Origin of the sequence: Bradyrhizobium ontarionense, assembly GCF_021088345.1 — a bacterium.
GTDB lineage: Bacteria > Pseudomonadota > Alphaproteobacteria > Rhizobiales > Xanthobacteraceae > Bradyrhizobium > Bradyrhizobium ontarionense.
In genome coordinates this window covers 7606512-7619766 of sequence record NZ_CP088156.1, presented here as the reverse complement: position 1 = coordinate 7619766, position 13255 = coordinate 7606512, and the positions used below count along the sequence as shown (strand labels likewise).

At 67.2% G+C, this 13255-nt stretch carries 15 protein-coding genes and 1 riboswitch; of the genes, 6 read left to right on the top strand and 9 right to left on the bottom strand.

Annotated features, from left to right (window positions below; all coding sequences use genetic code 11):
* The first annotated feature begins 1 nt into the window (after window position 1).
* Entirely contained in the window at window positions 2-331 is a 330-nt protein-coding gene (locus LQG66_RS33460) for a hypothetical protein (protein ID WP_231320059.1), read from the top strand.
* Window positions 328-1557 carry an MFS transporter gene (locus tag LQG66_RS33455; protein ID WP_231320058.1) on the top strand — a complete coding sequence of 410 codons (1230 nt, stop codon included), beginning with the start codon at window positions 328-330 and terminating at the stop codon, window positions 1555-1557. The genes LQG66_RS33460 and LQG66_RS33455 overlap by 4 nt, the downstream gene beginning before the upstream one ends.
* Window positions 1558-1559: 2 nt before the next feature.
* On the opposite strand, the gene LQG66_RS33450 is transcribed toward LQG66_RS33455, so the two are convergent.
* The 3 genes from LQG66_RS33450 to LQG66_RS33440 form a co-directional block, all read right to left on the bottom strand.
* Window positions 1560-1955: a rhodanese-like domain-containing protein gene (locus tag LQG66_RS33450; protein ID WP_231320057.1), complete on the bottom strand. Its 396-nt coding sequence runs from the start codon at window positions 1953-1955 to the stop codon at window positions 1560-1562.
* Window positions 1956-2081: 126 nt separating this feature from the next.
* Window positions 2082-3788: an LTA synthase family protein gene (locus LQG66_RS33445; protein ID WP_231320056.1), complete on the bottom strand. Its 1707-nt coding sequence runs from the start codon at window positions 3786-3788 to the stop codon at window positions 2082-2084.
* A gap of 204 nt (window positions 3789-3992) precedes the next feature.
* A complete protein-coding gene (locus LQG66_RS33440) occupies window positions 3993-4937 on the bottom strand; it encodes a DUF2380 domain-containing protein (RefSeq protein WP_231320055.1) in 945 nt (314 codons plus the stop codon).
* Window positions 4938-5133: 196 nt separating this feature from the next.
* Here LQG66_RS33440 and LQG66_RS33435 point away from each other — a divergent pair, with 196 nt between their 5' ends.
* Both LQG66_RS33435 and LQG66_RS33430 read left to right on the top strand, forming a co-directional pair.
* Window positions 5134-6564: a sensor histidine kinase gene (locus LQG66_RS33435; protein ID WP_231320054.1), complete on the top strand. Its 1431-nt coding sequence runs from the start codon at window positions 5134-5136 to the stop codon at window positions 6562-6564.
* Window positions 6561-7202, top strand: a complete 642-nt coding sequence (locus tag LQG66_RS33430) for a response regulator transcription factor (protein ID WP_231320053.1) — start codon at window positions 6561-6563, stop codon at window positions 7200-7202. The genes LQG66_RS33435 and LQG66_RS33430 overlap by 4 nt, the downstream gene beginning before the upstream one ends.
* Window positions 7203-7233: 31 nt before the next feature.
* Here the strand turns inward: LQG66_RS33430 and LQG66_RS33425 are convergent, their stop codons facing one another.
* Both LQG66_RS33425 and LQG66_RS33420 read right to left on the bottom strand, forming a co-directional pair.
* Entirely contained in the window at window positions 7234-7533 is a 300-nt protein-coding gene (locus LQG66_RS33425; RefSeq protein WP_231320052.1) for a hypothetical protein, read from the bottom strand.
* Window positions 7533-8390 (bottom strand): SDR family oxidoreductase, encoded by an 858-nt coding sequence (locus tag LQG66_RS33420; RefSeq protein WP_231320051.1) that lies wholly within the window; start codon window positions 8388-8390, stop codon window positions 7533-7535. The genes LQG66_RS33425 and LQG66_RS33420 overlap by 1 nt, the downstream gene beginning before the upstream one ends.
* Between LQG66_RS33420 and LQG66_RS33415 the strand changes: the two genes are divergently transcribed.
* Entirely contained in the window at window positions 8374-8562 is a 189-nt protein-coding gene (locus LQG66_RS33415; RefSeq protein ID WP_231320050.1) for a hypothetical protein, read from the top strand. The two genes, LQG66_RS33420 and LQG66_RS33415, sit on opposite strands and share 17 nt — an antisense overlap.
* Window positions 8563-8925: 363 nt before the next feature.
* The gene (locus LQG66_RS33410) at window positions 8926-10038 is read left to right on the top strand and encodes a DUF2336 domain-containing protein (protein ID WP_345778969.1); all 1113 of its coding nucleotides are present in this window, start codon (window positions 8926-8928) and stop codon (window positions 10036-10038) included.
* 396 nt (window positions 10039-10434) lie between these two features.
* Here the strand turns inward: LQG66_RS33410 and LQG66_RS33405 are convergent, their stop codons facing one another.
* The 4 genes from LQG66_RS33405 to LQG66_RS33390 all read right to left on the bottom strand — a co-directional run bounded on the left by LQG66_RS33405 (window position 10435) and on the right by LQG66_RS33390 (window position 12735).
* Complete coding sequence (locus tag LQG66_RS33405) at window positions 10435-11094, bottom strand: hypothetical protein (RefSeq protein ID WP_231320048.1); 660 nt, start codon at window positions 11092-11094, stop codon at window positions 10435-10437.
* Window positions 11091-11666, bottom strand: a complete 576-nt coding sequence (locus LQG66_RS33400; RefSeq protein WP_231320047.1) for a histidine phosphatase family protein — start codon at window positions 11664-11666, stop codon at window positions 11091-11093. The genes LQG66_RS33405 and LQG66_RS33400 overlap by 4 nt, the downstream gene beginning before the upstream one ends.
* A 21-nt stretch (window positions 11667-11687) precedes the next feature.
* Entirely contained in the window at window positions 11688-12458 is a 771-nt protein-coding gene (locus tag LQG66_RS33395) for a CbtA family protein (protein WP_231320046.1), read from the bottom strand.
* A 67-nt stretch (window positions 12459-12525) separates the two neighbouring features.
* A complete protein-coding gene (locus tag LQG66_RS33390) occupies window positions 12526-12735 on the bottom strand; it encodes a CbtB domain-containing protein (protein WP_231320045.1) in 210 nt (69 codons plus the stop codon).
* 217 nt (window positions 12736-12952) lie between these two features.
* Window positions 12953-13169, top strand: a riboswitch (cobalamin riboswitch).
* Window positions 13170-13255 lie beyond the last annotated feature (86 nt).

The following is a 13255-nucleotide window of genomic DNA, read 5'->3' as shown; positions in this document are numbered from 1 at the left end:
CATGAGCTGGCTTGATCTCGTTTCCTATTTCTTCGGCGGCGCCTTCCTGGCCAACGCCGTTCCGCATGTCGTCGCCGGCCTGATGGGTCAGCCATTCCAGAGCCCGTTCGCGAAGCCCTCGGGGCGCGGCCTCTCCTCGTCGACGGTGAACTTGCTCTGGGGGCTGTTCAACGTTGTCGTCGGCTATCTGCTTGTCTGCCGCGTCGGCGATTTCGAACTGAGGAATACAAGCGATGTCGCGGCCCTCGGCCTCGGCTCACTCGCCATCGGCCTGATGCTCGCGCGACATTTCGGCTCGCTCCATGGCGGCGATCTGCGGGAGCGATCATGACGGGCAAGGCGCCGGGCATGTTCCGGTCGCTGCACAAGTTCAACTATCGGATCTGGGCGGCCGGCGCGTTCGTCTCCAATATCGGCACCTGGATGCAACGCACCGCTCAGACCTGGCTGGTGCTGATCCAGCTCACGTCGCACAACGCGTCCGCCGTCGGCATGGTGATGGCGCTGCAGTACGGGCCTCAGCTGCTGCTGTTGCCTCTGACCGGCTACGTGGCCGACCATTTCAATCAGCGACGGATCTTGATCGCCACGCAGGCGACGATGGGCGCGTTCGCGCTCATCCTTGGTCTTCTCACCGTGAGCGGCGCCGTCCAGCTCTGGCAAGTCGACGTGTTCGCATTCCTGTTCGGCTGCGCGGCAGCCTTCGATGCCCCGGTGCGCCAGACCTTCGTCGCCGAGCTGGTCGGGAACGACGATTTGCCCAACGCGATCGCGCTCAACTCGACGTCGTTCAACGCTGCGCGGATGATCGGGCCTGCAATCGCCGGCATGGTGATCGCCGCTTTCGGCACCGGCTGGGCCTTCCTGATCAACGGTGCGTCGTTCATGGCCGTGCTGGCGTCGTTGAGCCTGCTCCGCGTCGCCGATCTGCGTCCGAACCCGCGGGCGCAGCACGCCAAGGGAAACGTCATGGCGAGCGTGACCGCCGGCTTCCGTTATGCCTGGTCCCATCCAGAGCTCCGCGCCACCTTGATCATGCTCGCCCTGATCGGGACGTTCGGGCTCAACTTCCAGATCTTCGTCTCGACCATGGCGATCAAGGTCTTTCACAGCGATGCGCGCGGCTATGGCCTGTTGTCTTCGGTCATGGCCGTCGGCACGGTTGCCGGCGCCCTGTTCAACGCCAGCCAGCACCGGCCGAGATTTGGCGCGCTGCTCGCAGGCAGCGGCCTGTTCGGAATCGGCTGCACGCTGGCCGCGCTCGCCCCGACCATCTGGCTGTTCGGCGCCGCGCTCGTCGTCATCGGCGTCGCTGCGCTGATGTTCACCAATACCACCAACAGCCTGATGCAGCTCGCGACCGAGCCCTCCATGCGCGGCCGGGTGATGGCGCTGCGCGTCGGCGTCGCACTTGGCGGCACGCCGATTGGCGCTCCGATCGTGGGCTGGGTGGCCGACAGTTTCGGTCCGCGCTGGGCGCTCGGCGTCGGCGCGGCGTCAGGTCTGGCTGCCGCGCTCGTTGCAATCGCGGCCATGCGGACGCCGCAGCGCGCGTGATCTCACATTCCCGGCTCGATCGGCTTCTCGACCGCGCCGCCATTCTCGGCCCAGTCCTTGAACGCGCCGACGTTGAACACCTTGTCGTAGCCGAGATCCTTCAGCGTCTTGCCCGACAGCGCCGAGCGGCCGCCCGAGGCGCAATACAGGATCACGCTCTTGTCCTTGGCGAAATTCTTGTCGTGATAGGGCGAGTCCGGATCGGCACGGAACTCGAGCATGCCGCGCGAGACGTGCACCGCGCCCGCGATCTTGCCGCTCTTCTCGACCTCCGGCGCGTCGCGCACGTCGACCACGAGCGTGTTGCCCTTGGCGATCATGGCCTGCGCCTCGGCCGGAGTGATCTTCGGAACCGCGGCATTGGCGGCGGCCAGCATCTCTTTGACTGATGTGGACATGTCGAACCTCCCATTTGAACGAGCGAACGGGTAGCCCAGCACGGCACCGCGGGCAATCCTGCGATCGGACGATTCAAGGCGTGCGGTGGCCTCATGCGAGCGGCCAGGATTCCGCCTGGGCCTGCTCTACAATCCCCGGATCAGGTCGGCGTCGATCAGCATGCGGTTGAATCGGCGGGCTTCGGCGCCGTCGCCGCAGGCATAGAACACGCCCTTGCAGCGCAGCATGATGTCCTTCTGCTCGGCGAACGACGGATCGAGCGGAATGCCGGCCGCCTCCAAGGTGACCAGCGGCAGGTAGGCGGCATCGATCGTGTCCATCACGACCGCGCTCTGGCGCGGCTCGAAATTGACGGCGTCAACAGCGTAATAGGTTGCGTAGTAGCGCGGATCATAGCTCTCGAGCTTCCGGCCGATGCCGGCCTCGCCGAGCGCGGGATCGAGGATGTGCGGCGAGAACTCCGGCTGATGGTCGCCATAGCGAACGATCAGGAACGGCTGGTCGCCGAAGCGCTTCTTCAGGCTGGCCACGAAGCGCTGATAGTCCGAGGCGCTCATGGCCTGCCGGCGCAGATATTCGTCGATCGCGGGCAGATTGCCCGGCGCGCGCCAGGACGGCGTCAGGTCGGGCCGAAACGTCGTCTCCCAGGGGAAGTGATTGGCGGCGAGATAGACGAACATGAACAGCGGCTTGGACTTCTGCTGCTGCATCAGGTCGAGCGCGGCATCGTAGAAAAATCCATCGGGCTCGACGCCCTTGGCACTGAGATCCCGCGCATCCAGGAAGCGCTCCACGCCCATCGTGGTCTGGAAGCTGCGCGCGCTCATGAAAGCACCATGGGCGGGATAGATCGAAGCGGTGTCATAACCGCATTGGCGCAGCGCGAGCGGCAGCCCGCGCTCGACGCGGCCGGCGGCGATCCGCGTCACGAAATAGGCGAAGCGGCCGAACGAGCGCGACGACAGGCCGGCCAGCACGTTGTACTCGGTGAACCAGCTCGGCCCGCCATTGCTCTCGGCCATGAACCGGCGCGCCTTGCCGTCGAAGGACTTGAAATGGCTGCCGTAGCCGGCGGGCACCTTGATGCCGGGGGCCGAACGGATGTCGAAGCTCGACTCGTCGTGGATCAGCACGATGTTCGGTCGCCGGCCGGCCGGATGGCAGGAGTCAGGGATCGCGGCGGCCAGCCGGCGATCCGCCGTGGCATCCGACTCCATGAAGCCATTGGCGAGGAAATCCGACACCGCGGTGACGCCGGAGCGCGCGAATTTGGACAGATAGCCGTCGTCGTAATAGCCGCGCCAGGCCTCGTCGCGCCAGTTGAGCGAATAGAGCGTCAGCGCGGCGAGGCAGGCGAGCTTGCACGCCAGCGCCGGCAGCCGCGCGATCCGATAGGGATCGACCCACCACAACAGGCCCATCAGCGGCAGCACCACCGCGGCCGCCACCATGACCGAGAGCTTCAGGTTGGGAAAGATCGTGAACAGGAACGCCGCGCTGTCGTGATCGATGATCATCACGTCGACGAAGTTGGCGGTCATCTGGACCACCGCGTGCTTCAGCTGCGACAGCAGCACCAGCACGACGACCATGGTCAGCGCCAGCGCGCCCGACACCGCCGGCCGCCGCAGCAGCACCAGCCAGAAGCCGTTCAGGATGCCCCAGGCCAGCACGAAGCCGAGCCGCGAGCCGAAATCGTTCTCCGTGTGCAGCATCAGCGCCAGCGCCGCGACGTGCGGGGCGGCGACCGCCGACAGCCGTACGACGGCGGAGCGCGCCGCGTTCTCGCCGGCGAGCGTCGTGATCGGTTCGTGATTGGGGGTCAGCGACATGCGGCGGCGATGGTCGGACGGGAATGCCCTTCGCCGGCGCATGCCGGCAGATCAGGGACGCCCTATCCTGTCATCCGAACGTAATCAAATCGTCACAAATAACAACAGCCGGACTCGCGCGGAATGCCGATCGTCCGGCATCGCGGCACGGAGCGGCCCGACCGCCGCTCCAATCCCTGCGGCCGCCACGGCAGCTGCCGCCGATCAGCGTTCGGAGCCGCCATTGTCGAGCAGCCGCTCGCGCACCAGGCGCACCGCGCCGCGGCCCCAGGAATAATTGGCGCCGAGGCGCAGCCCGCTGTCTCCCACAGCGACAGGCGCGCCGGTGTCGGCCTGGCGGACGCGGAAGCCGATGATGTACTCGGTGCGGCCGATCCGCCTCACGATCCCGAGCAGCGACTGCTGCGCGCCGAGCCCGCGTGCGATGTTCGCTTCGCACGCCTCGCAATCGCGCAACGGCTGCCCCGGCGTCACCGCGGCGGCAGCGTCCACGAGACGGTAGCGTCCGGACTGCTCCAGGAGCTGCCGCACCGCATCGGTCGCCGCCTGCAGCTCCTTGCGGTCGGTCTCGGTCTCGCCGAGCGCGGCACCGGCGCTGGTATCGTCGAGCTCGAACGGCAGCAGCGCCAGCCGGATCGGCTGCGGCGTTGCCAGCGCATCGCGCACCTGGCGCGAGACGAACATCTCGGCGCGCTCCCAGGCCTCGTCCGAGTCGCCACGGAAAGTGAAGATCTTGTCGAACAGCACGCGGTTGGACGCGACTTCGATCGCCGATGCCCGCGCCCATTGCACCAGGGTCGAGAGCTTCTGCACGCCGCCGGTGATCACGACGCCGGCGCCGGCGTCTGCGGCCATGTGCAGCCGGGCCGCAGGCGGTGCATCGGCTGCCGGACATGAGGCGCCGCAGGCGGGACTGACGAGGCGCAGGCGCGCGTCGGCCGCGACGTCGCGCCTGAGCGCGGCGATGAAGGCCTCCAGCCGCCGCTGATGCACCGCGGTCTGGTCGGACGGCTCGCCGGAGGTGTCAAGATAGCTGAAATCGTCGACCATCACGGCCGGGCTATCGTCGTCGGCGGCGGCGCGGACGGTGCCGGCGCTCAGCATCAGCGCGGCCAGAGCAAGACGACTGAAAGAGCGAAAGCTTGTCATGAGAGCCCCATGGCGAAGTGTTGCACGGCACAATGCTAGACGCGCTCCGTCACGGCTGAACCGGGCCCGGTCCCGATCAGGCACGGGAAAATTTCACGACGGCGCGGCGATCCGGCGGACACGCTTTCTGCCGCGCCGGTTCTGCCGTTAGATGGCGGCCGGCCTCGCCATCGTCTGCGTTCGAAAGGCGTGAGAGATGTGGACCTTCGCCCGCTACGACCTCAAATACCGCCTGACCCTGCGGATAGCGCTGGTGGCGGCGCTCTGCTTCGCAGCCATCTCCGCCTATGTCCTGTTCGACATCGACCGGTCGGCGCACGCGCGCAACGAACGGATCGCCGAGATCACGGCCCGAACGCTGCAACTGCAGCAGAGCAAGATGCACTGGGTCAACAGCCCGCCGGCCGGCTTCCCGGACCTCGATGCGGTCGCGGCTGCGGCGATGGGGCCCAGCCTGTGCATCGCCTATCGCGGCGTCGACGGCCAGATCGTGCAGCGCATCTGCGGCGGCGCCGAAGCCCGGACGGACGATCCGCCCCGCATGTTCGCGATGCTGTACCGACGGGTGTTCGATCCCGGCCGGGAAGCGGCGCGGCCTGTGCAGCTCCGCGACGGCCGGACCGGCGATGCGGTGGTGTGGATCGACGCCGGCGTGATGACCGCCGACGCCTGGCGCGAGCTCAGCCGGCTGCTGCCCGTGCTCGGAACGGCACTCGTGCTGCTGTGCGTGCTCGCCCACGCGGCGCTGGCGCGCGCGTTGCGCCCGACACGGCTGATCCGCGCCGGGCTGGAGCGGATCGCGGCCAACGATCTGTCGGCGCGGCTGCCGCCGTTCGACCTCGCCGAACTCTCGGCGATCCGCGACGCCTTCAACCAGCTCGCTGAAGGCCTGCAGACGGCGCTGGCCCAGCGCAGCGAATTGACCCGGCGTCTCATTGCGCTGCAGGACGACGAGCGCCGTCATCTCGCGCGCGAACTGCACGACGAATTCGGGCAGTCGCTGGCTGCGATCCGCGCGCTCGCAGCCTCGATCCGCCAGAGCGCCGCGCAGGATTGCCCCGATCTCATCGCCGAATGCGACAGCATTGCCCGCACCGCGACCGGGATGATGGAGACGCTGCGCGGCACGCTGGTGCGGCTGCGCCCGCCCGACGTCGACGAGCTCGGCCTGGCCGCGAGCCTCGAAGGCCTGGTCGCGGGGTGGAACAGGAGGCAGCGCGGACGCACCCGGTTCGAGATCGGCCTGTCCGGCCGCGTCGATCGAGTCCCCGACGCCATCGCCGTCAGCCTCTATCGCATCGCCCAGGAGGCGCTCACCAATGCCGCCAAGCACGCCGGCGCCACCCGCGTCCTGCTGCAGCTCGCGCTGCAGGATGGCGCCGGCGACGGCGCAGCGGCGGACCAGATCGCACTCACCGTCGAGAACGACGGCCCCGCGAGCGAGGCCGTCGGCAAAGCCGGCATGGGCCTGCTCGGCATGCGCGAGCGCGTCGCGTCGCTGGGGGGCCGCATGAGCTTCGAGGCGGCAACCGACGGCGGCGCGCAGCTCCGTGTCGTCATTCCTCTCCCGGCCTCGCCCGACTTCTCGGGCACGGAGACGCAGCCGGCAACCGCGTGCGCGGCATGACGAGCCCGGGCGGCACCATCATGCTGGTCGACGACCATGCCGTCGTTCGCGAGGGCTATCGGTCGATGCTGCAGAAGCAGCCGGGGCTGCGCGTGGTCGCCGAAGCATCGGACGGCGCAGATGCCTACCGGCTGTTCAAGGAGGTCAGACCCGATCTCGTGATCATGGATCTGAGCATGCCGGGGGTCGGCGGCATCGAGGCGATCCGGCGTATCCGGCAATGGGATCGCAGCGCCCGCATCCTCGTCTTCACGATGCATGAGAATGCGGGATTCGCGGTGCAGGCGATCCGCGCCGGCGCCCGCGGCTATGTCACCAAGAGCAGCCCGCCGGAGACGCTGGTGCGCGCCGTCATGGACGTGCTCGGCGGCGCCATCGCGATCAGCCCCGACATCGATCACGAGCTCGCGCTCAGCCGGCTCTCCGGCGAGACCGCCGCCGCCGACGTGCTCACCGCGCGCGAATTCGAGGTGATGCAGATGCTGCTGGCGGAACGGACCACGGAGGAGATCGCCACCGCTCTCCATCTGAGCCCGAAAACGGTCGCCAATCTGCATTCCCTGATCAAGGACAAGCTCGGCGTCGCCACCGACATCGAGCTGGTGCGGCTGGCGCTGCGCCAGGGCCTGCTGACATGAGCCCGGAAGACGCCCGTGGCCGCAAGGGGCGTCAGGAGTCGCCTGACGTGATGTGCGGCAGCTGTTGCGTTTCCAGGGCGTCAGGCTCGTCAACCAGGTGAAACTCCCGCCCCAGCCGGCGCTGCACGCTCATGACGGCGCGGTCGACGTCGCTGATCAGGCTGTCGCCGAGGACGACGTGCGGAATCTCCCAGTTGCGGCCGCTGCGCACGTCGATGCCCTGGATGGCCGGCACGCGCGCGGTCTCGCATCCCGGCTGCTCGCGGATCGCCTCCTCGACCAGGCGGATCAGCTCCGCCTGGGTCTTGCCGATCGTCGTCACTGCCGGCATCAGGCCTTCGTCGCCGGCATCAAACCGAGCCGCTTGGCGATGATGCGGTCGACCGTCCGCTTGGGAAGCGCGCGCACGATCAACTGCCGCAGCGCATCGGGCGCGATCTCGTAGCGCACCTTGGGCGCCGGAGAGGTGAGCGCCTCGTACACCCGCCCGGCGATCGTTTCGGCCGGCAGGCCGGTCTTGGCCAGATTCAGCATGAAGCCGCGAATCTTCTGTAGCGCCGGCAAGAACGGCGAGCTCTGGTACGGCGAGAGGTCGACCTCCTCCGCCTTGGCCCAGATCGGCGTCTTCACCGCGCCGGGCGCGACGATGATGACGTCGATGCCGAACAGCATCAGTTCGCGGCGCAGGCTCTCCGACAGGCCCTCGACCGCATGCTTGGAGGTCGAATACGGCGCCAGCAGCGGATTGCCGTTGCGGCCCGCGACCGAGCTGATCATCACGATCCGCCCCCGCGGTCCCGTCATCGCGGGATCGGTCCCGAGCAGCGGGGCGAAGGCCTGGGTCGCGATCACGGGTCCGATCACGTTGACCTCCATCTGATGACGGAACTGGTCGATCGGCAGCTCGGTGACGGGACCTGCAACGGCGATGCCGGCGTTGTTCACGAGCCCGGCCAATGCCTCGCCATTGAGAGCCGCTCGCACCTCGACGGCCGCGGCCTTGACCGCCACCTCGTCGGTGACGTCAAACAGCAGCGGCGTGAAGTTGGCGCCGAACTCGCTGCGCAGCCGCTCCGCATCGGCTGGCTTGCGAACACTGCCGAACACGCGGAAGCCGCGTGCGAGCAGAAGCTTCGAACAGGCGAAGCCGATGCCGGTGGATGCCCCGGTGATGACGACGGATTTCATGGCGACCTCAATCATTTGCGAAAGCGATTATCGCACGAGATGCAGCATCATGCTGGCGCTGTTTTACCGCGCGGGGATCGCCTCGCCCGCCTGCGACGTGGTGCGCGGAGCATCGACCCGGCGGCAGCGCGTGAAGCGGCACCAAGAATGTGAGTTAGATTTCGATCCTTGAAGGATTACGACTGAGGTAAGCTGGCAGGAAACCTGAAGATTGGATGAAGGAACGTCTCTGACGATTTGAGATCGTTAACCTTTTGCTCTCCGGCAATAGCGCCGTCACTGCCCGCCGAAACGCGGGTGCCGATCCGGGCATCGCCGCGATTGACGAACCGGTCGAGATCCGGCTCCCGCTTATGTTTTCGCTTTAGCCGCTTCGTCTTAATTTTCCGTATCCGTGTTTCTCCGGAGTACTACGCCCCCCGCCCCTAACGCCTTGTTATCGCCCGTGCAGAAAACTGGTGCCGCCGAGAGCCTTGCAGCGGGACCAGACACGCGTCGCTGGCCTCCGGCAATCCGGACCCCGACGAGCATGACCGTGCATCAGCCAGAACAGCTTCCACCTTCCGAACAGTCGATCATCACCGAACTCGAAGCAGCCGTCCGCGGCGGCTCGTCCGAGAAACGCGTGAACACGCTGCGCCAGGTCACCAACCTGTTCCTGCACGACGGCGAACGCCTCAGCGAAGACCAGATCAGGGTGTTCGACAACGTGCTCTGCATGCTGGTGTCCCGTGTCGAGACGCGGGCGCGGGCCGAGCTCAGCAAGCATCTCGCCCCGGTCGACTACGCACCCGTCGACGTGATCCAGCGCCTCGCCCGGGACGACGAGATCTCGGTCGCCGAAAGCGTGCTGATGCACTCGACCCGGCTGTCCGAGCGTACGCTGGTCGAGGTCGCCTCGACCAAGGGCCAGGACCACCTGATGGCGATCTCCAGCCGCCAGCATTTGACCGAGGCGGTGACCGACATCATCGTCGACCGCGGCGAGCGCCAGGTCATCCGCAAGCTCGCCAACAACCAGACGGCGCGCTTCTCCGAGACCGGCTATTCCGGGATGATGGCGCATGCGGAGAACGACGACGAGCTGAGCGAGATCATCGGGCTGCGCGTCGACCTGCCCAACAAGCACCTGCGCGACCTGCTGCGCCGCGCCACCGACGCCGTCCGCGCCAAGCTGATGTCCTCAGCGCCGCCGGCGCTGCAGCAGGAGATCAAGAAGGTCCTCAAGGCGATCGCAGACGTCGCGCGCAGCGATGGCGGCCTGATCGGGCGCGACTTCACGCTCGCCGAGGAGGCCGTGAAGCGCATGAAAGGGCTCAACGAGCTCAACGACCCCGCGATCGGCCACTTCGCCGAGACCCGCCGCTTCGGCGAGATCGCCGCCGCCCTCGGCCTGCTCAACAACGTGCCGACCGAGATGATGGCCAAGGTGCTGGAAGGTCCGCGCACCGACATCGTGCTGATCCCCTGCCGGGCGGCCAGCCTCACCTGGTCGGCGGTCGAGAAGATTCTCGTCCATCGGCCGATCAAGCACGCCATCGACACCGACACGCTCAAGCTCGCCGAGCGCGACTATGGGCGGCTGTCGCTCGACACCGCCCAGCGCACCTTGCGGTTCTGGATGGTGCACAACAGGGTCGAGAAGTGAGCGGGCCGGCGGCCGGCGTGAGACGGTGGTGCATAGATCTACGTGAGACGTGATCAAGCTGCGGTCGCGAAGCGATGAATTTGCCGCTTGCGCGGTGCTAACTAACCTCTCCCCGCTTGCGGGGGCGCGACGAGCTTCGCTCGCGCTGAGAGGTCGGATTGCATCGAAGATGCAATCCGGGTGAGGGGGTACAGGTCTAACCACTCGCACTTTCTGTGCGTCTGCCCCTCACCCCAACCCTCTCTCGTAAGAACGGGGAGGGGGAGCCTACTGTCCACGCCGCGATTGCTCGACTCTCACACGGATCACGGCTCTCTGCATCAAAGCACCAAATCCCACCTACAGATCTCGCCGCTCCAGCGTAGCCCCTCCACTCGGACGAACGCGCCGTCCGAGCTAAGCGGCTCCGGACGAAGTCCGGCGATGGGCCGCCGGAAAGCAGCGCGACAGCAGCCAGGCGCCTGCGACGGCGAGACCCAGCAGGGACAGACAGGTCAATACGGTCGGACCATGAGACGGCGCCAGCCGCCACTCCGGCCCGACGATCACACCGCTGTCGAACGTCTCGCTGCTGTTCGAGCACAGCGCGGCGAAGATCGGATCTGCGGCAATGTCCGCCGCGATCCGGGCTTCGAGCGCCTTCGCTGCGGACTGATCGCCCGGCATCGTGGCCATATGCGCCAGCAGCGCACGCGTTCCGGCCACGTAGGCATGGGAGCACTCGTTGAACGGGCTCGCCTCGTCCGTGAGACTGCCGGGGACGAGGCCCCACAGGCAGGCGAAATATTGCAGGCTGACGAAGCCCGCGAGCCGGCGCAAGGTCGGATCGGTTCGGACCTGACGCTGCGCCAGATCGAGGATGTCAGATCGATAACGCGCAACCACCAGCATCTCGCCATGGCCGATCGCCGGAACGGCAACTCCGATCAGCGCGCCGTCCGCTGGCCGCGGATGATGCGCACGGGCCGGCGCCGCGACCATGATGATCGCGGCCGCGACGATGAGGCAGCACAGCGCTCGGCGCGCGATTGCACGGCACCGGCTGCGCGCCGTCATCGGTCGTCCTTCAACGGGAAGAGGGCTGCGAGCGTCCAATGCCCGTCGACGCCGGACAACCTCGCTCGCGCCAGCGGCGCGACGTCGATGCGCCGGAAAGCCTGCGGGCCCACCCCGAGCACATGCGCGATCGCCGCACGCATCACCAGCGCGTGCGTGACCGCAAGGACCGAGCCATCGACGGCGAGCAGACCCTCCATCCATTCGCCGACGCGCGCCATCACGTCCATGAAGGACTCGCCGCCATGCGGAGCCGCACGGGGATTCTGCAGCCAGTCGGCGACGGCGTCCGGCGCCTCCGCCTGGACCTCAGCGAGAGATCGTCCCGCCCAGCGGCCGAAATCGCAGTCACGAAGTGCAGGCTCCGGCTTGGCTTGCAGCGCCAGGCCTGCGGCGGTCTCAGCGGCGCAGCGCGCCGGGCTGCGCAGCACGACGTCACACGAAGGCAGCCGGCCGGCCAGCCTGACGAGGCTGTCTCGTCCGCGCGAATCGAGCGGCTCGTCGGCCGCGAAGGCAACGGCAGCCGTCGACGAGGTCGCGGCCGAGCAGATGAGATGCAGGCGTGTCGTCATGCCCGCCGACACCGAAGCCGTTCAAGCGCGCGCGCCATGCTGCGCCATCTGACGCTCGGCGAAGACGCCGAACAACAGCCCGAGCGTCGCCCACATGATCGCCTGTCCGCCGAAAGACGCGAGGCGGAACTGCCAGAGCACGGCAGCCGGAAAGCCATCAGGCACCTCGTCCACGTTCGGCAGCGCGAAGCCAACTCCGCTCATGAGAACGATATAGATCCCCGCCGCAATCAGCGCCGCATTCCACGCGCCGACACGCGAAACCAGGCGGATGCGCAACATGCCCGCGGCGACCATCGCGGCGAGCGAGATCAGGATCATCGCGAAATACAGGCTGGTCCGCATCCCAATCGTTTCGGCCAGTCCGACCGACGGGGGATTGGCCGGGTATTTGAGCATGGGCGTCACGTAAACGGCGATGAAGCCGGCCGCGGCGAGCAACGCCGAGCTGGCCCGCGCACCAAGATCGGCCATGCGGCGGTAGGCAAGCGCAAATGCCAACGCAAACAGGCCGCCGAACGCCGTGCTGTAGACGACAACGCCGGTCAACAGTCCGACACCGGCCTGGACGGGCCGGCTGACGAGCTCGGGTTCGGCCGCCGCGACTGGCGCAGGCTGGCCTTTGGCCGCGGCCTCTTCCGCCCCGGCTTTGGCCTTCGCCTCATCCAGCGTGGTCTCGAAGGCAATCGCGCGCTCGACGGATGATTCGCCGGCCAGCTTGAGAAAGCCGAAGGAAAGAAGTGCGGCGACCAAGCCGGCCAGCATTCCACGCAGGAGCAATCGCCCCGTCATCGATCGTCTCTTACAGATGCGCCGTCCGCGCCGTCACGACGGGCGTGCAACAGGCGGCTCCGACCGTTCAGTGGCAGGGGAACCCGAGCAGATGCCGTCCGTCATGGACGAATTCGTGGACGTACGTGCTGCTGAACAGGGCGGCCGCGCCCTCCTCGACGCCGACGAAATAGATGCCGAGAGCGAGCATCAGGCCGCCGAAGATCGCCCACGGCAGAATCTCGCGCACGGGAATGGCTGTGGGCAGAGTGACTGGAAGGGACGTCGCTGTTGCCACGATGAAGCTCCTTATATTGCCGTTCGGCTCGCCGAGGCCGCACCAAGCGGCGCGCCAACGCGAAAACGATGTCTGGTAACATTATAACCGCGATCTCCGACGGACCGATAGTCGAAAGTGATCCGCATCCCCGGCAAGACCGGCGTGATGCTTCGGCAACAATCGCCGCCGGTCGTGGGAAAGCCCGAGGGATCGATTGACTCCGACTTCGGCCGGCTTCTACGCTGGCGGCGACGGTGCCCCCACCGGGGCTCAAAAGGGAATGCGGTGACGGACGGATCCCCCACGCGGGATCATCCGAAGGCCGCAGCTGCCCCCGCAACTGTAAGCGGCGAATCTCGCGTCATAGGCCACTGGGAAATCTCGGTCCCGGGAAGGCGACGTCGAGGTACTGACCCGCGAGCCAGGAGACCTGCCGTCAGCCGTGGTCACACGCGAGGATGCCGGTCGGGGCGTTTATTGGCATCGTTTTCACGCCGGGCTTCATTGGCCGGTGTGAGACCTCGTTCGCGGTGACGTG